This window comes from Pseudomonas sp. AS2.8 (genome assembly GCF_014190935.1).
In the GTDB taxonomy this organism is placed as follows: Bacteria; Pseudomonadota; Gammaproteobacteria; order Pseudomonadales; family Pseudomonadaceae; genus Chryseomonas.
The window spans coordinates 1,068,313-1,085,367 of record NZ_JACHVV010000002.1 but is presented as its reverse complement, the minus strand read 5'-3'; the positions used below and the strand labels follow the sequence as shown (position 1 = coordinate 1,085,367).

Below are 17,055 nucleotides of genomic sequence, written 5' to 3'. Positions count from 1 at the left end.
AGATGTTCAAGCTGTGTTTCTACGTCCCCGACTCGCACCTCGAAGCCGTCAAGCAGGCGATCTTCGCCGTGGGCGGCGGTCGCATCGGTCTCTATGACAACTGCTGCTGGCAGGTCCGGGGCCTCGGCCAGTTCCGCCCATTGCCGGGCAGCCAGCCGCACCTGGGCGAGCAGGGCAGTTTCGAACAGTTGGAGGAATGGCGGGTGGAGCTGGTGCTGGCCGACGAGCCGATCGCCCGCCAGGCCGTGGCAGCGCTCAAGGCGGCGCATCCCTATGAGACGCCAGCCTATGACGTGGTGCAGGTGCTGGATTTCTAGGGGTCAGGGATAACCCAGTACCGTCTTGATCCGCGGCAGCTCACGCTCGACCCAGCGGGGATCCACCGCGCCCCAGTCGCGGATCTCGTAGCCGCCGGCGTTGTTGCGGGCGCCTTCGCCCTGTACGAACTGGCAGTCGATATCCAGATCGGCCAGCGCCAGCAGGGTGTCCTGGGCCGTGCGCCGCGGCATGCCGGTGGCGGTCATCAGAGTCGGCACGCTGGTGGCGGTGCCGCTGGCCACCAGCCAGGCCACATAGAGTCGGCGATAGAAGCTGGTCTTGGTCTTGCTCACATCCATGAGAATCGTCCTGGGCAATAAAAAGCCCACCGCAAGGGTGGGCTTCAGGGGCATCAGAGGGTCGCGATGCGCTGCCGCTGGTCCACCAGCTTGGCCAGGGCCTGCTCGGCTTCGGCCAGTTTGGCGCGCTCCTTCTCCAGCACCTCGGCCGGGGCCTTGGCGACGAAGCCTTCGTTGCCCAGCTTGCCACCGACGCGCTTGACCTCGCCTTCCAGGCGGCCGATCTCCTTGTCCAGGCGCGTAAGTTCGGCGTCCTTGTCGATCAGGCCGGCCATGGGCACCAGCACTTCCATCTCGCCCACCAGGGTGGTGGCGGACATCGGTGCTTCTTCACCGGCGGCCAGCACGCGGACCGATTCCAGCTTGGCCAGCTTGTTCAGCAGCGGCTCGAAGTCGCTCAGGCGGCGCTGATCCTCGGCATTGGCGTTGGCGACGATGATGTCGATGCGCTTGGCCATGGAGATCTTCATCTCGCCACGGATCTGCCGCACGCCCAGCATCAGTGCCTTGACCCACTCGATGTCGCCTTCGGCGGCGGTGTCGATGCGTGCCTCGTTGGCCACCGGCCAGGGTTGCAGCATCAGGGTCTCGCCCTGGACACCGGCCGGCGCCTTGAGGCGCTGCCAGATCTCCTCGGTGATGAAGGGCATGAAGGGATGCGCCAGGCGCAGCACCACTTCCAGGACCCGCGCCAGGGTACGGCGGGTGCCGCGCTGACGCTCGAGGGAGGCGTTCTCGTCCCACAGCACCGGCTTGACCAGTTCCAGGTACCAAGCGCAGTACTCGTCCCAGACGAATTCGTAAAGGGCCTGGGTGGCCAGGTCGAAGCGGAAGGCGTCGAGCTGACGGGTCACCTCGGCCTCGGTGCGCTGCAGCTGGGAGATGATCCAGCGATCCACCGAGGACAGCTCGACGGGTTCGTCGGTGACGCCGGTGTCCTGGCCCTCGACGTTCTCCATGACGAAGTTCGCCGCGTTCCACAGCTTGTTGCAGAAGTTGCGATAGCCCTCGACGCGACCCATGTCGAACTTGATGTCGCGACCGGTGGTGGCCAGGGAGCAGAAGGTGAATCTCAGGGCGTCGGTGCCGTAGCTGGCGATGCCGTCCGGGAATTCGGCGCGGGTCTGCTTGGCGATCTTCTCGGCCAGCTTGGGTTGCATCAGGCCACTGGTGCGCTTCTGCAGCAGGGTGTCCAGGTCGATGCCGTCGACGATGTCCAGCGGATCGAGCACGTTGCCCTTGGACTTGGACATCTTTTGGCCCTGGCCGTCGCGCACCAGGCCGTGGACGTAGACGGTCTTGAACGGGATCTGCCCGGTCAAGTGGGTGGACAGCATGATCATCCGGGCGACCCAGAAGAAGATGATGTCGAAGCCGGTGACCAGCACGTCGGTGGGGTGGAAGGTCTTCAGTGCTTCGGTCTGCTCGGGCCAGCCCAGGGTGGAGAAGGTCCACAGGCCGGAGCTGAACCAGGTGTCCAGCACGTCGTCGTCCTGGCGCAGGGCGATGTCACCCAGGTCGTGCTTGGCGCGCACCTCCGCCTCGTCGCGACCGACGTAGACGTTGCCGGCCTGGTCGTACCAGGCGGGAATGCGGTGGCCCCACCAGAGCTGGCGGCTGATGCACCAGTCCTGGATATCGCGCATCCAGCTGAAGTACATGTTCTCGTACTGCTTGGGCACGAATTGCACCTCGCCGCTCTCGACCACGGCGATGGCCTTCTCGGCCAGGGGCTTGGTGGAGACGTACCACTGGTCGGTCAGCCAGGGCTCGATCACGGTGCCGGAGCGATCGCCCTTGGGCACCTTGAGGGCGTGGTCGTCGATCTTTTCCAGGCGGCCGGCGGCCTCCAGGTCGGCGACGATGCGCTTGCGCGCCTCGAAGCGGTCCAGGCCGGCGTAGGCAGCGGGTAGGGTAGCGTCGAACATGCCGTTGACGCTGCCGTCCAGGTTGAACACCTGGGCGCCGGGCAGGACGGCCGCGTCGGCGTCGAAGATGTTGATCAGCGGCAGGTTGTGCCGCTTGCCGACTTCATAGTCGTTGAAGTCGTGAGCCGGGGTGATCTTGACGCAACCGGTGCCGAATTCGGGATCGCAGTAGTCGTCGCCGACGATGGGGATGCGACGGCCCACCAAGGGCAGCTCGACATATTGGCCGATCAGGTCCTTGTAGCGCGGGTCTTCCGGGTGCACGGCCACGGCGGCGTCGCCCAGCAGGGTCTCGGGGCGGGTGGTGGCGACCACCAGGTGGTCCACGCCCTCGGCGGTGCGGGCGCCATCGGCCAGGGGGTAGCGCAGGTGCCAGAGGTGGCCCTTCTCGTCATGGCTTTCCACTTCCAGGTCGGAAATGGCGGTGTGCAGTTTGGTGTCCCAGTTGACCAGGCGCTTGCCGCGATAGATCAGGCCATCCTCGTGCAGGCGCACGAAGGCTTCCTTGACCGCCTCGGAGAGGCCCTCGTCCATGGTGAAGCGCTCACGCGACCAGTCCACCGAGGAGCCCAGGCGGCGGATCTGCCGGCTGATATTGCCCCCGGATTCGTTCTTCCATTCCCAGACCTTCTCCAGGAATTTCTCCCGGCCCAGGTCATGGCGCGACAGGCCCTCGGCGCCGATGCGGCGTTCCACCAGCATCTGGGTGGCGATGCCGGCGTGGTCCGTGCCCGGCTGCCAGAGGGTGTTGCGACCCTGCATGCGACGGAAGCGGATCAGGGCGTCCATGATGGCGTTGTTGAAGCCATGACCCATGTGCAGGCTGCCGGTCACGTTCGGCGGCGGGATCATGATGGTGTACGGCTCGCCCGACCCCTGGGGCGCGAAATGGCCCTGTCGTTCCCAGGTCTGGTACCAGGAGGTTTCGATGGCGTGCGGCTGGTAGGTCTTGTCCATGGAGGGGGCTTTTGTCGCTGGAAGAGGAAAGCCTCCGAGTATAGCGACTCCGGCCCGCCGACGGCAGGGCGCCTTGGCGCCCCGCGCTCAGGGACGCTGCAGCAATTCTTCCAGGCGCTGCTGCAGGCGGCGCTGCAATTCGGCCTCCAGGCGCGGCAACTGCTCGTCGAGCAGTTCCTGGAGCATGGCCGGCGCCTCCTGGCGCAGGCGTACCTGGGCCAGGTCTTCGTGCGGCGCGCTGGGCGTAACGTCTTCGATGACGTCCGGCACGATCTGGTCGAGCAGCGGCGGGATGGCCTTGAGGCGCTCGGCGCTGGGTGCGATGACGTCGGAGAGGATGGGGATTCCATCGACGCTGCTCGGATGGACCGCGTTGCGGCTCTTGTCGAGTACCTGGCGGATGGCTTCGAGGTCTTGCAGGACGTGCGCGGGAGGCTTGGTGCTGGTCATGAAATCAGACACGTGACAGCTGATGGTCCTGTAGAGCATAGCCAAGCTTGCGGTAGAAGCGAAAACCTTCGCGCATCGCCTGCCGAACGTCGGGGGCTTCGACGACCACCTCGGCGATCCGGGCGAAACCCGCATGGCAGGGCGGCGGGGCCAGGCTGAGGTTGATCAGCAGCTCGCCTTGCTGCTCGGCCGGCGTGGTCAGGCCCAGCACCACGGGGCTGTCGCTGGCGTTCTCCGCCAGATCGTGGGGAACGAAGCTGTCGGCGCGAAACGCCCACAGCTGTTCGTCCAGGCGCTGGCGCTGCTCGGCGTCGGCGCAGTGCACATAGACCGGCATGCCCTGCTTCCAGGCCTTGTCCACCAGCCGACAGGCAAAGGCCAGCCGCGCCGCGGGATCGGTGGAAGGCAGCACATAGAAGTCGACACGGGTCATGGCGGATCACGAAAAAGGGGAGGGAAGCGGCAAGGCCGCGACGCCAGGGCGTCGCGGCCTCGGAGAGGCTTAGGCCTCGTTACTACGGTCGAGCAGGTACTGCACCAGCAGCGGGACCGGACGACCGGTGGCGGCCTTGTCCTTGCCGCCGCTGATCCAGGCGGTACCGGCCACGTCCAGGTGCACCCAGGAATAGGCCTTGGCATAGCGCGCCAGGAAGCAGCCCGCGGTGATGGTGCCGGCCTTGGGGCCACCGATGTTGGCCATGTCGGCGAAGGGGCTGTCCAGCTGCTCCTGGTACTCGTCGTGCAGCGGCAGTTGCCAGACACGGTCGTCGGCGCGATCGCCGGCCTGCTTGACCTGGTCGATCAGGGCGTCGTTGTTGCCCATCAGGCCCGAGACCAGCGAACCCAGGGCGGTGATGCAGGCGCCGGTAAGGGTGGCGATGTCGATCACCGCCTTGGGCTGGAAGCGCTCGGCGTAGGTGAGGGTGTCGCACAGCACCAGGCGGCCTTCGGCGTCGGTGTTGAGGATCTCGATGGTCTGGCCGCTCATGCTGGTGACGATGTCACCCGGCCGGGTGGCGGTGCCGCTGGGCATGTTCTCGGCCAGAGCCAGCAGGCCCACCACGTTGATCGCCGGCTTGAGCTCCACGAGGGCACGGAAGGTGCCCAGGACGCTGGCGGCGCCGCACATGTCGTACTTCATCTCGTCCATGCCGGCGCTGGGCTTGATGCTGATGCCGCCGGTGTCGAAGGTGATGCCCTTGCCGACCAGGGTGTAGGGCTGGGCATTCTTGGCGCCGCCCCTGTACTGCAGCACCACCAGGCGCGGCGGCTGGGCGCTGCCCTGGGCCACGGCGAGGAAGGAGCCCATGCCCAGTTCGCGCATCTTCTTCTCGTCGAGCACCTCGACGGAGAGCCCGGCATCCTTGAACTGCTTGCCCAGGGCCTTGGCCTGGTCGGCCACATAGACCGGGTTGCAGACGTTCGGCGGCAGGTTGCCGAAGTCCTTGGCGTAGGCGGTGCCGTGGGTGATCGCCAGGGCATGGGCCAGGGCGCGTTCGGCTTCCGGCTGGGAGGCCTTGGTGGTGACCAGGGTCAGCTTCTTCAGCGGCCGCGGCTCGGCCTTCTTGCTCTTGAAGCGATCGAAGACGTAGTCGCCATCGGCCAGAGTCTCGGCCAGCAGGCGCAGACGGGCATAGCCGTCGCGATTCTTGACCGGAACATCGCCGAGGGCGATGGCGGCGTCGCTGCCGCCCAGGCTCTTGAGCACGCTCAGGGCGCCGCTGGCCAGTTTGCGGTACTGGCGGTCGGATAGCCCTTCGCTGGCGCCGCTACCCACCAGCAGCACGCGCTCGGCCTTGAGGCCGGGCAGGTTGGTCAGCAGCAGGGTCTGGCCGGCCTTGCCGGCGATGTCGCCGCGCTTGACCGCCGCGCTCAGGGCGCCGGAGGTGGCGGCATCCACGGCGCTGGCCGCTGCGTCGAGCGCGCCGCCTTCACCGACGGCCACGACCAGCGTGGCGGTTTTCAGGATTTCCGGACGAGCGTTTTTGACGACGAATTCCATTAGGAGAAGCTCCCCAAGACAAACACATGAGTTCGCAGGATATAATGCGGGGCTTTCGCCAGGGCCTTTCCCGGCGATCGGCCTTCAACGGGTGGGCCTTGCAACGCAAGCCATGCAGCCGAGCTAGTGTGAGCGTTCGCGCCAGAGCCTGACAACCCTGGAGAATCCTGTTTGATCGTCTTCCGCTATCTGTCTCGAGAAGTTCTCACCACCCTCGGCGCGGTCAGTGCCGTGCTGCTGGTGATCATCATGAGCGGCCGCTTCATCAAGTACCTGGCCCAGGCGGCCCAGGGCCTGCTGGATCCGGGTGTGCTCCTGCTTATCATGGCCTACCGCATCCCGGGCTTCCTGCAGCTGATCCTGCCGCTGGGGCTCTTTCTCGGCTTCCTGCTGGCCTATGGTCGGCTGTACCTGGACAGCGAGATGACCGTGCTCACCGCCACCGGCCTGAGTCCGCGCCGCCTGCTGGCCTACAGCATGGCGCCCGCCGCGCTGGTGGCCCTGGTGGTCGCCTGGCTGAGCCTGTCGCTGGCGCCCCTGGGCGTGCAGAAGGTCACCACCATCCTCAACCAGCAGGACGCCATGACCGAGTTCGACACCCTCGAACCCGGCCGCTTCCAGTCGCTGCGGGACAACTCGCGGGTCACCTACACCGAGCGCCTGTCGGCGGATCGAAGCCAGCTGGGCGGGGTCTTCATTTCCGAGCGCAACACCTCCACCGCCGGCGGCAAGGACCGTGGCGTGGGCGTGCTGGTGGCCGACACCGGCCGGCAGGAAATCCATCCGGACGGCAGTCGCTACCTGATCCTGCAGAACGGCTTCCGCTACGACGGCGTCCCCGGTCAGGCCGACTACCGCGCGGTGCAGTACGACACCTATGGCGTGCTCCTGCCCAAGCCCGCGGTCAGCGAGGACATCAGCGAGCGTGACGCCGTCACCACCGGCGAACTCATGCGCAGCAACGAGCTGCAGTATCGCGGCGAACTGCAATGGCGGCTGTCGCTGCCGATCCTGGTGTTCATCGTGACCCTCATCGCCGTACCCCTGGCCAAGGTCAATCCGCGCCAGGGCCGCTTCCTCAAGCTGCTGCCGGCGATCCTGCTGTACATGGCCTACCTGTCGCTGCTGATCGCCGCCCGTGGCGCCCTGGACAAGGGTCGCCTGCCGCCGGCCATCGGCCTGTGGGGCGTGCACCTGCTGTTCCTGGTGCTCGGCCTGCTGCTGGCCTTCTGGGAACCGCTCAAGGCGCGTCTGCGCGGTCACAAGCCGGAGGTAGCGGCATGAACAAGCTCGACTGGTACATAGGGCGCACCGTCTTCGTCAGCATCCTCGCGGTGCTGGGCGTGATCGTCGGTCTGGCCCTGCTGTTCGCCTTCATCGACCAGCTCGGCGACTTCGACGACAACTACGGCGTCGCCGAGGCGCTCAAGTTCGTCCTCCTGACCTCGCCGCGGCGGGCCTACGAGATGCTGCCCATGGCCGCGCTCATCGGCTGCCTGATCGGCCTGGGCACCCTGGCCAGCAGCAGCGAGCTGATCGTGATGCGCGCCGCCGGCGTCTCCCTGGGGCGTATCGTCTGGGCGGTGATGAAGCCAATGTTCGTGCTGCTCATCGCCGGCATCCTGGTCGGCGAATACGTGGCGCCCTGGTCGGAAAACCTGGCGCAGAGCGGTCGCGCCCTGGCCCAGAGCGCCGGCAAGGCGCAGAGCTCGCGCCATGGCCTCTGGCATCGTCAGGGTCACGAGTACACCCACGTCAACGCGGTGCAGCCCAACGGCCTGCTGCTGGGCGTGACGCGCTACGAATTCGACGACAATCGCCACCTGCTGCAATCCAGCTTCGCCCAGCGCGGCATCTATCGCGGCGATCACTGGGAGCTGGAAAACGTCAGCATCACCGACTTCGGCAATCGCCAGACCAGCATCCGCCAGGAACCCAAGGTGATCTGGAACGTCGAGCTGACGCCGCAGGTGCTCGACACCGTGATCATGGAGCCGGATGCGCTGTCGATCTCCGGGCTGTGGTGGTACATCCACTATCTGGCCGATCAGGGGCTGAGCAACAAGAGCTACTGGCTGGCGTTCTGGTCGAAGATCTTCCAGCCGCTGGTGACCGCCGCCCTGGTGCTGATGGCGATCTCCTTCATCTTCGGTCCGCTGCGTTCGGTGACCCTGGGCCAGCGGATCTTCACCGGGGTGATCATCGGCTTCGCCCTGCGGATCTTCCAGGATCTGCTCGGGCCATCCAGCCTGGTGTTCGGCTTCTCGCCGCTGCTGGCCGTGCTGGCACCGGCGCTGCTCTGCGCCGTGGCCGGGGTGCTGTTGCTGCGACGGGCCGGCTAGCGCCTCCCGTCGGCGCCGCTCGCTAGGCGGCGCCTTTGCTCGCTACCGGCTGCGGCTGCAACCAGCCGGCGTGCGCTTCGCAGAAATTCAGGATCCGCTGCACACGGCGGATCTGATCCCGATGGCGGCATTCGCCCACCACGGTACGTACCAGCAGATCGACGTTCTGCATGTGGATCAGGCGCAGATCCGCGCTCATGTCGGGGCAGGCTTCCATCTCGTCGATGCGCGTCTCGCAACGCGAGAGCAGCCGCTCGATGAAGGCCGGGGAGAAGCGGGCGGGGGTCTGGGCCGTTTCCAGGTCCTTGACCGCCACCTGGGAGAGGGGGGAGAGCGTTTCCATGCGCAAGATCTCGCGTCCGTATCGATGTCTTACTATTGCATGCTTTGCCCCTGCGTTTCAGCTGCCGGTTGTCAGCTGGCTATTCGGTCGTTTCCAGGGCTCAGCGCGGATGTCCGGGCGCTTCGGTCGCCACGTCGAGCAGTGCTGATCGCGCGTTAAGATAAGACTGCTTCTGCTGCAAGTCGGCCGGATGATCGATGGTGAGTCCGCCCAGATAGCGTTGCCAGGCGGCCAGGTAAACCTTTTGCGCATTGCGCAGCAGGCGATCCTGGCCAGCGGGTAACTGGCCCGTGGCCTGCTTTTCTTCGGCGGTGGCCTGGGTCTGGCAACCGCTCAGCCGCTGGCGAAAGTCCGCCAGCCGCCCCTGCTCGCCCGCCAGGCGGGCGTTGTTGCCGTGCAGCACCAGCAATTCGCAGCCATAGAGTGCACTGTGCAACCGTGCCTGCAAGGTCCAGCTGGGCGAGCGATCCAGGTCGATACCCGCACCGGCTGGCTGGGCCGGTTGCTGCACGGCGCAGCCACCCAGAATCAGCAGCAGGGCGAGTAGCAGGGGAGGGTACAGGCGCATCTTCCGGTCTCGGCAAGTCTTTGGGCAGACGCCAGCCTACTGGTAACGCTGCCATTCCCGATACTTGTCCATCAGGTGGTCGCCGACCGCCTGCCGGTGCTTGCAGTCCTCGCCGCTCAGTGGACTGGGTTCGCAGACGGAGCCGGCTGGGCTGTAGTGATTGCAGCCGGTCAGAAGTAGAGCGAGGGCTAAAAGCAGCAGTCTCATGGATTCTCCTTCCCTGTGGCGACGCCTGGCGTAACGCCCATGGGGGCGACGAAAATCTCAGTGGTGCTTTTTCAAGGGCACAAAAAAACCGCCTCAGGGGCGGTTTCTTCGGCTTCCAGCCAACACGGGGGAGGCCTGGAAGGTACAGCTTGGTGCCCCGGGGGAGACTCGAACTCCCACTCCTTTCGGAAACGGATTTTGAATCCGCCGCGTCTACCGGTTCCGCCACCGGGGCAATGGCGGCGGAGTATAGGGACGCAGGCAGGCCCGGTCAATCCAAAGTGCGTTGGTGAAAAAGGCCGCTTCCGGTAAGCTGTGCGGCCTTTCGAGATCTACCTGCCATGCACGTCGCCGACTTCCATTTCGACCTCCCCGAATCCCTCATCGCCCGTCATCCGCTGGCCGAGCGCCGCGGCAGTCGATTGCTGGTGCTCGACGGCCCCAGTGGTGAACTGAGCCATCGCCACTTCGCCGATCTGCTGGGTTATCTGCGGCCCGGCGACCTGATGGTGTTCAACGACACCCGGGTGATACCCGCGCGGCTGTTCGGCCAGAAGGCCAGTGGCGGCAAGCTGGAGATCCTGGTGGAGCGGGTGCTGGACGAGGAGCGGGTGCTGGCCCATGTGCGGTCCAGCAAGTCGCCCAAGCCGGGCAGCCGTATCCTCATCGACGGCGGTGCCGAAGCCGCGATGGTGGCGCGCCACGACGCCCTGTTCGAGCTGAAATTCGCCGAGCCGGTGCTGCCGCTGCTGGAGCGGGTCGGCCACATGCCGCTGCCGCCCTATATCGACCGGCCCGACGAAGCCGAGGATCGCGAGCGCTACCAGACCGTCTATGCGCGCAATGCCGGTGCGGTGGCCGCGCCCACCGCCGGGTTGCACTTCGACGAGCCGCTGCTGGAGGCCATCCGCGCCAAGGGCGTGGCGACCGCCTTCGTCACCCTGCACGTCGGTGCCGGTACCTTCCAACCGGTACGGGTGGAAAAGATCGAAGACCATCACATGCACCGCGAGTGGCTGCAGGTCGACCAGGCCGTGGTGGACGCCGTGGCCGCCTGCCGCGCCCGGGGTGGTCGGGTGATCGCCGTCGGCACCACCAGCGTGCGTTCGCTGGAAAGCGCCGCCCGTGACGGCGAGCTCAAGGCCTTCGCCGGCGAGACGGACATCTTTCTCTATCCGGGTCGGCCCTTCCACGTGGTCGATGCCCTGGTGACCAACTTCCACCTGCCCGAGTCGACCCTGCTGATGCTGGTGTCGGCCTTCGCCGGTTACCGCGAGACCATGGCCGCCTATGCGACGGCCGTGGCCGAGGGCTATCGCTTCTTCAGTTATGGCGACGCCATGTTCATCACCCGCAATCCCGGGGCCCAGGGCCCGGAGAGCTGATATGAGTTTCATGAATTTCGAATTGCTGGCCACCGAGGGCAAGGCCCGTCGTGGTCGCCTGACCTTTCCCCGCGGCGTGGTCGAGACCCCGGCCTTCATGCCGGTCGGTACCTACGGCACGGTCAAGGGCATGCTGCCCGACAGCGTCGCCGACATCGGCGCCCAGATCATCCTCGGCAACACCTTCCACCTCTGGCTGCGCCCGGGGACCGAGGTGATCCAGCGCCACGGCGACCTGCACGACTTCATGCAGTGGCAGGGGCCGATCCTCACCGATTCCGGCGGCTTCCAGGTGTTCAGCCTGGGTGCGCTGCGCAAGATCAAGGAAGAGGGCGTCTACTTCGCCTCGCCGGTGGACGGCGCCAAGGTCTTCATGGGTCCCGAGGAATCCATGGCGGTGCAGCGTGCCCTGGGCTCGGACATCGTGATGATCTTCGACGAGTGCACGCCTTATCCGGCGGACTTCGACACCGCGCGCCGCTCCATGGAGCTGTCGCTGCGCTGGGCCAAGCGCTCCCGCGAAGCCCATGCCGACAATCCCTCCGCGCTGTTCGGCATCGTCCAGGGCGGCATGCACGAAGAGCTGCGCCTGAGATCCCTGGAAGGGCTGGAAGGCATCGGCTTCGACGGCTACGCCATCGGCGGCCTGTCGGTGGGCGAGCCCAAGGAAGAGATGATCCGGGTGCTGGACTTCCTGCCGCCACACCTGCCAGCGGACAAGCCGCGCTACCTGATGGGCGTGGGCAAGCCGGAAGACCTGGTGGAAGGCGTGCGCCGCGGCGTCGACATGTTCGACTGCGTGATGCCCACCCGCAATGCCCGCAACGGCCACCTGTTCATCGACACCGGCGTGCTCAAGCTGCGCAACGCCGTGCACCGTCACGACGAGACGCCGCTGGATCCGACCTGCGACTGTTACACCTGCAAACATTTCTCCCGGGCCTATCTGCACCATCTGGATAAATGCGGGGAAATGCTGGGGAGTATGCTGAATACGATCCACAACCTGCGGTATTACCAGCGCGTGATGGCCGGTTTGCGCCAGGCTATCCAAGAGGGTAAATTGGCCGACTTTGTGGACGCCTTCTATGCTCGGCGCGGCCTGCCTACGCCGCCGCTCGACCGCTGAAAGCCCCTGTCCGATCGTCCAGGCGAAACGGCGCTCGCGCGTCCTTCGCCGGGTGCGTGAGCGGGGTCCCGAGGCGGTCGGAACGGCTGCGAGCGACCCCCGGCATCTCTTCTTTTTCCGTCATCCAACTCTGCAAGGAGTAGTGCAATGAGTTTTCTGATTTCCACGGCCCAGGCCCAGGAAGCTGCCGCGCCGGCCGCCAACGCTGCACCGGGGGGTGAATACATTCAGTTCATCTTCCTGATCGGCTTCGTGGTGATCTTCTATTTCCTGATCTGGCGTCCCCAGGCCAAGCGCACCAAGGATCACAAGAACCTGATCGGCGGCTTGCAGAAGGGTGACGAAGTGGTGACCACCGGTGGTATCGCCGGCCGCATCAACAAGGTCACCGACGAGTTCGTGGTGCTGGAAGTGTCCGACAACGTCGAACTGAAGTTCCAGAAGGGCGCCATCGCCGCGACCCTGCCGAAAGGCACCCTGAAGGCCCTCTGAGCCTTCCTCAATCTAGCTAACACCGGGGCGCGCAAGGCGCCCCGCCTTTATCTCGGGCGGTGTCATGCTCAACAAATATCCCCTCTGGAAGTACCTGCTGATCCTGGCCGTACTGGTCGTGGGCGCCATCTATTCGGTTCCTAATCTGTACCCCGACGATCCGGCCCTGCAGATCAGCGCTTCCAGCACCGAACGCGCGGTGACCCCCGCCGAGGTCCAGCGTGTAGACGCGGCCCTGGCGCAGGCGAAGCTCGCCGTGAAGTCCAGTGATCTCAACGCCAATGGCAGCCGGGTGCTGATCCGCCTGACGCGCGCCGACGATCAGCTGCCGGCCCAGGAAGTAGTCCGTCGTACCCTCGGCGACGACTTCGTGGTCGCCCTGAACCTGGCCCCTACCACGCCGCAGTGGCTGCGCAAGCTGGGCGCCAGCCCTATGAAGCTCGGCCTGGACCTGTCCGGCGGTGTGCACTTCCTGCTGGCGGTCGACATGGACAAGGCCGTGGATGCGCGCCTGAAGGTCTATGACAATGAGGTCAAAACCCTGCTGCGTCGCGAGAAGGTGCGCTATCGCAGCATGCCCGACCAGAACGGTGCCCTGCAGCTCGGCTTCACCGACGCCGCCGACCTGCAACAGGCGCAGAGCCTGATCCGCAAGAACTACAGCGATTTCGAGCTGACCACCGATACCCGTGGCGACCTGCAGGTGCTGCGTCTGCAGCTGACCGAGGCCAAGCTGCGCGAGATCCGCAACTATGCCGTCACCCAGAACCTGACCACGGTGCGCAACCGGGTCAACGAACTGGGCGTGGCCGAGCCGCTGGTGCAGCGCCAGGGCGCCGACCGCATCGTGGTCGAGCTGCCGGGTGTGCAGGACACCGCCGAAGCCAAGCGCATCCTCGGCAAGACCGCCAACCTGGAATTCCGCCTGGCCGCCACTGCGGACACCCCGCGCGCTTCCACCGAGAGCTTCGAATTCCGCGAGCCCGGTCGTCCGGCGGTCCCGCTGGAGCGTAACGTCATCATCACCGGTGACCAGGTCACCGACGCCTCGGCCAGCTTCGACGAGAACGGCCGGCCCCAGGTCAACATCCGCCTGGATGGCCATGGCGGCGACCTGATCAACCGCGCTACCCGCAGCAACGTCGGCCGCAGCATGGCCGTGGTGTTCATCGAGCAGCGTCCGGTCACTCGCTACACCACCCAGACCGTGGATGGCGTGCAGAAGGAAGTGGCGGTGCCCGGCTTCGAGGAAGAGCGGCGCATAATCAGCCTGGCGACCATTCAGTCGGCCCTGGGCAACAGCTTCCGCATCACCGGCCTGAACGGCTCGGGCGAGGCCTCGGAACTGGCGCTGCTGCTGCGCGCCGGTGGCCTGGCCGCACCCATGTACTTCGCCGAAGAACGCACCCTCGGCCCGAGCCTGGGCGCCGACAACATCGAGAAGGGTATCGATGCCTCGCTGTGGGGCATGGTCTTCGTCTCGCTGTTCCTGATCGCCATCTACCGCTTCTTTGGGCTGCTGGCGACCATCGCCCTGGGCTTCAACATGGTCTTGCTGATGGCCTTGATGTCCATCCTGCATGCCACCCTGACCTTGCCGGGTATCGCCGGTATCGTCCTGACCATGGGTCAGGCGGTGGACGCCAACGTGCTGATCTTCTCGCGGATCCGCGAAGAGATCGCCAACGGCATGCCGATCCAGCGCGCCATCCATGAGGGCTTCAGCCGCGCCTTCACGGCGATCCTGGACTCCAACCTGACGACCCTGCTGGTGGGCGCCATCCTGTTCGCCATGGGCACCGGGCCGGTCAAGGGCTTCGCCGTGACCATGTCGCTGGGTATCTTCACCTCCCTGTTCACCGCCATCTTCGTGACCCGTGCCATGGTCAACCTGATTTATGGCGGCCGGAACGTCAAGAAGCTGTGGATTTGAGGACGCGGCGATGAAAAAGACCATCAACTTCATGGGCGTACGCAATATCGCGTTCGCCATCACCGCGCTCCTGACCGTTCTGGCGTTGTTCAGCTGGTTCTACAAGGGGCTGAACTTCGGCCTGGATTTCACTGGCGGTACCCTGATCGAGCTGCGCTACGAGCAGCCCGCCGACCTCGGCAAGATCCGTCAGCAACTGCAGGGCGCCGGCTTCGAGGATGCGGTGGTGCAGAGCTTCGGCGCCACCACCGATGTCCTGGTACGGATGCCGGGCGACAACCCGCAGCTGGGCCAGCAGGTGACCGGCGCGCTGCAGAAGGCGAGCACCGAGCGTTTCTCCCTGACCCGTACCGAATTCGTCGGTCCGCAGGTGGGCGAGGAACTGCGTGACCAGGGCGGCCTGGGCATGCTGCTGGCCCTGGGTAGCGTGCTGGTCTACGTGGCCTTCCGCTTCCAGTGGAAGTTCGCCGTCGGCGCCATCATTTCCCTGGTGCACGACGTGGTGGTGACCCTGGGTCTGCTGTCGTTCTTCCAGATCACCTTCGACCTGACGGTGCTGGCGGCGGTCCTGGCCATCATCGGCTACTCGCTCAACGACACCATCGTGGTGTTCGACCGGGTGCGGGAAAACTTCCGGGTGCTGCGCAAGGCCAGTCTGATCGAGAACATCAACGTCTCGACCACCCAGACCCTGCTGCGCACCCTGGCGACCTCGATCTCGACCCTGCTGGCCGTGGCGGCGCTGCTGTTCTTTGGCGGCGACAACCTGTTCGGCTTTTCCCTGGCGCTGTTCATCGGCGTGCTGGCCGGTACCTACTCGTCGATCTATATCGCCAACGTGGTGCTGATCTGGCTGGATCTGAAGAGCGAGGATCTGATCCCGCCGCAGGCCAAGGAACTCGACGACCGCCCCTGATGTCCCAGGCATGGCGAAGGGCCAGGTGCCCGCTATGACAGAGTAGTCAGGAGGTTGTAGTGAACAAGTCGATGCTCGTAGGTACGGTTCTGGGAGCCATCGTCGCCACCGCAGGTGGCGCCGTGGCGTACAGTTTCGTCGACCGCGGGCCTCAGTACGCCGAGGTCGTCGCCGTCCAGCCGGTCAAGGAAACGGTCAAGACCCCGCGCGAGGTCTGCAAGGAGGTCGCGGTGACTCACCGTCGGCCGGTTCAGGACCAACACCAGATCGCCGGGACCGCCGTAGGCGCGGTCGTTGGTGGTCTGCTGGGCAACCAGGTCGGCAATGGCAGCGGCAAGACCCTGGCAACCATCGCCGGTGCCGTCGGCGGTGGTTACGCCGGCAACAAGGGTCAGGAATACATGCAGAACCGCGACACCTACACCACCAGCCAGACCCGCTGCAGCACGGTCAACGACAGCAGCGACAAGGTGGTCGGCTATGACGTCAAGTACCTGCTGGATGGCAAGATCGGCCAGGTCCGCATGGACCACGAGCCGGGCAAGCAACTGGAAGTGAAGAACGGCCAGGTGCTGGCCAGCCAGTGATCCGCGTCAGCGGCTGAAGCCCCAGGGCTTCAGCCAAAAAAACCCGCTACCAGGTGACTGGTAGCGGGTTTTTTGTTGGCTCTTGCGTGGTACTCCGAGCGCTCCGTCGCTCCGGCCGGGCGTACGAAGCGCCCCGGCCGGCGCCGTCACTCAGACGGCGGGACGGGGGGTTTCCGCTTTGGGCCGAAGCCACCGCCGGGCGGAGATCCACGCCGGCGCCTCGAACAGACCGTTGATGCCGCGGGCTTCCAGCAGCTTGGCGATGGCCACCGGCACCAGGATGCCGAAGGCGCAACCGGCGACGATGTGCAGCAGGCCGTCGTTGATGTGCAGACCCTTGCTGAGGATGATGCGGGCGCCACTGCCGCTCAGCACGTGCATCACATAGATCGGCATGGACAGCGCCCCCAGGGTGAGTACCCACTGCAGCGGCCGCTGCGCCAGCACCATGCAGGTGGCGCTGACGAAGACGATGCCGTTCAGCGCCAGGACCAGGGTGGCCAGGCCACGATCGGTGTAGACCAGGCCCAGCAGGCCGTGGAACCAGTATTCGAGCACCACGAACAGCAGACCCGAGCCCAGCATCACGCGACCGGCCTGCTCCTCGATGGCCTGCTTGAAGTTGTTGAACCAGACACCGAAGGCGAAGAACACGAAGTTCTGCGCGGTAAAGGTGAAGAAGAAGTCTTCCGGGCCGGCGTTCTGGAACAGATAGACCAGGGCGCCAAAGGCGAACACGGCAAAGAAGGCCAGCGGCTTGGCCCAGCGATAGGCGAGCATGGCCAGGCAGAACACCAGGAACAGTGCATAGAGGAACCAGAACTGCTGGCGTGGCTCCCAGACCGTCAGGACTTCGCTGAAGCTGACACCGCCATTGGTGTAGCGCGACATCAGCGCCTCCACCGAACCCTGCAGCAGCGACCAGACCAGGAAGGGATAGACGATGGTGTCGATCTTGTTGACCAGCAGGCCGCCGGTGCCGCGCTTGACGAAGGAGTTGTAGAAGAACAGGCCGGAGAGGAAGAAGAACAGCGGCATGTGGAAGCTGTAGATGACGCTGTCCACCAGGCCGTGGAATTCGGCGTCCTGCAGGATGCCGGCGTTGAGCAGGCCGCGGACGACATGGCCATAGACGACCAGCACGATGCCTATGGCTTTGGCATAGTCGACCCAGAGATTGCGAGTGTTCATTGAATGAT

The 17,055-nt window shown here is 65.4% G+C and carries 18 protein-coding genes and 1 tRNA gene; 9 read left to right on the top strand and 10 right to left on the bottom strand.

Annotated features, from left to right (window positions below):
- Positions 1–2: 2 nt before the first annotated feature.
- Positions 3–317 carry an NGG1p interacting factor NIF3 gene (locus FHR73_RS11945; RefSeq protein WP_183631344.1) on the top strand — a complete coding sequence of 105 codons (315 nt, stop codon included), beginning with the start codon at positions 3–5 and terminating at the stop codon, positions 315–317.
- Positions 318–320: 3 nt separating this feature from the next.
- Here the strand turns inward: FHR73_RS11945 and FHR73_RS11940 are convergent, their stop codons facing one another.
- From FHR73_RS11940 to FHR73_RS11920, 5 genes are all read right to left on the bottom strand, one after another.
- Entirely contained in the window at positions 321–617 is a 297-nt protein-coding gene (locus FHR73_RS11940) for a helix-turn-helix domain-containing protein (RefSeq protein ID WP_183631573.1), read from the bottom strand.
- A gap of 53 nt (positions 618–670) precedes the next feature.
- A complete protein-coding gene (locus tag FHR73_RS11935; RefSeq protein ID WP_183631342.1) occupies positions 671–3,502 on the bottom strand; it encodes a valine--tRNA ligase in 2,832 nt (943 codons plus the stop codon).
- A gap of 87 nt (positions 3,503–3,589) precedes the next feature.
- Positions 3,590–3,952, bottom strand: a complete 363-nt coding sequence (locus tag FHR73_RS11930) for a hypothetical protein (RefSeq protein WP_183631334.1) — start codon at positions 3,950–3,952, stop codon at positions 3,590–3,592.
- A gap of 4 nt (positions 3,953–3,956) precedes the next feature.
- Entirely contained in the window at positions 3,957–4,385 is a 429-nt protein-coding gene (locus FHR73_RS11925; RefSeq protein WP_183631332.1) for a DNA polymerase III subunit chi, read from the bottom strand.
- A gap of 69 nt (positions 4,386–4,454) precedes the next feature.
- A complete protein-coding gene (locus FHR73_RS11920; RefSeq protein ID WP_183631331.1) occupies positions 4,455–5,954 on the bottom strand; it encodes a leucyl aminopeptidase in 1,500 nt (499 codons plus the stop codon).
- Positions 5,955–6,125: 171 nt separating this feature from the next.
- Here FHR73_RS11920 and lptF point away from each other — a divergent pair, with 171 nt between their 5' ends.
- On the top strand, positions 6,126–7,238 hold the full coding sequence (gene lptF / locus FHR73_RS11915) for an LPS export ABC transporter permease LptF (RefSeq protein WP_133863131.1): 1,113 nt from the start codon (positions 6,126–6,128) through the stop codon (positions 7,236–7,238).
- On the top strand, positions 7,235–8,296 hold the full coding sequence (gene lptG, locus FHR73_RS11910; protein ID WP_133863132.1) for an LPS export ABC transporter permease LptG: 1,062 nt from the start codon (positions 7,235–7,237) through the stop codon (positions 8,294–8,296). The genes lptF and lptG overlap by 4 nt, the downstream gene beginning before the upstream one ends.
- Positions 8,297–8,318: 22 nt before the next feature.
- Here the strand turns inward: lptG and FHR73_RS11905 are convergent, their stop codons facing one another.
- The 4 genes from FHR73_RS11905 to FHR73_RS11890 all read right to left on the bottom strand — a co-directional run bounded on the left by FHR73_RS11905 (position 8,319) and on the right by FHR73_RS11890 (position 9,649).
- Complete coding sequence (locus FHR73_RS11905; protein WP_183631330.1) at positions 8,319–8,639, bottom strand: hypothetical protein; 321 nt, start codon at positions 8,637–8,639, stop codon at positions 8,319–8,321.
- A gap of 100 nt (positions 8,640–8,739) precedes the next feature.
- Complete coding sequence (locus tag FHR73_RS11900; protein WP_183631329.1) at positions 8,740–9,207, bottom strand: hypothetical protein; 468 nt, start codon at positions 9,205–9,207, stop codon at positions 8,740–8,742.
- A 36-nt stretch (positions 9,208–9,243) separates the two neighbouring features.
- A complete protein-coding gene (locus FHR73_RS11895) occupies positions 9,244–9,414 on the bottom strand; it encodes a hypothetical protein (RefSeq protein ID WP_183631328.1) in 171 nt (56 codons plus the stop codon).
- Between the two features lie 150 nt (positions 9,415–9,564).
- Positions 9,565–9,649 (bottom strand) — tRNA-Leu (locus FHR73_RS11890).
- Positions 9,650–9,755: 106 nt separating this feature from the next.
- On the opposite strand from FHR73_RS11890, the gene queA reads away from it, so the two are divergent.
- The 6 genes from queA to FHR73_RS11860 all read left to right on the top strand — a co-directional run bounded on the left by queA (position 9,756) and on the right by FHR73_RS11860 (position 15,856).
- Complete coding sequence (gene queA / locus FHR73_RS11885; protein ID WP_183631327.1) at positions 9,756–10,799, top strand: tRNA preQ1(34) S-adenosylmethionine ribosyltransferase-isomerase QueA; 1,044 nt, start codon at positions 9,756–9,758, stop codon at positions 10,797–10,799.
- Positions 10,800–10,809: 10 nt separating this feature from the next.
- Positions 10,810–11,928, top strand: a complete 1,119-nt coding sequence (gene tgt / locus FHR73_RS11880; protein WP_183631571.1) for a tRNA guanosine(34) transglycosylase Tgt — start codon at positions 10,810–10,812, stop codon at positions 11,926–11,928.
- A gap of 147 nt (positions 11,929–12,075) precedes the next feature.
- Entirely contained in the window at positions 12,076–12,420 is a 345-nt protein-coding gene (gene yajC / locus FHR73_RS11875) for a preprotein translocase subunit YajC (RefSeq protein WP_007162951.1), read from the top strand.
- A 64-nt stretch (positions 12,421–12,484) separates the two neighbouring features.
- Complete coding sequence (gene secD / locus FHR73_RS11870; RefSeq protein WP_183631325.1) at positions 12,485–14,353, top strand: protein translocase subunit SecD; 1,869 nt, start codon at positions 12,485–12,487, stop codon at positions 14,351–14,353.
- A gap of 10 nt (positions 14,354–14,363) precedes the next feature.
- A complete protein-coding gene (gene secF, locus FHR73_RS11865) occupies positions 14,364–15,269 on the top strand; it encodes a protein translocase subunit SecF (protein ID WP_183631323.1) in 906 nt (301 codons plus the stop codon).
- Between the two features lie 59 nt (positions 15,270–15,328).
- Positions 15,329–15,856, top strand: coding sequence for a glycine zipper 2TM domain-containing protein (locus FHR73_RS11860; RefSeq protein WP_183631321.1), 528 nt, complete (start codon positions 15,329–15,331; stop codon positions 15,854–15,856).
- Positions 15,857–16,006: 150 nt separating this feature from the next.
- Here the strand turns inward: FHR73_RS11860 and FHR73_RS11855 are convergent, their stop codons facing one another.
- On the bottom strand, positions 16,007–17,047 hold the full coding sequence (locus tag FHR73_RS11855; RefSeq protein WP_133863140.1) for an acyltransferase: 1,041 nt from the start codon (positions 17,045–17,047) through the stop codon (positions 16,007–16,009).
- Positions 17,048–17,055: the final 8 nt, after the last annotated feature.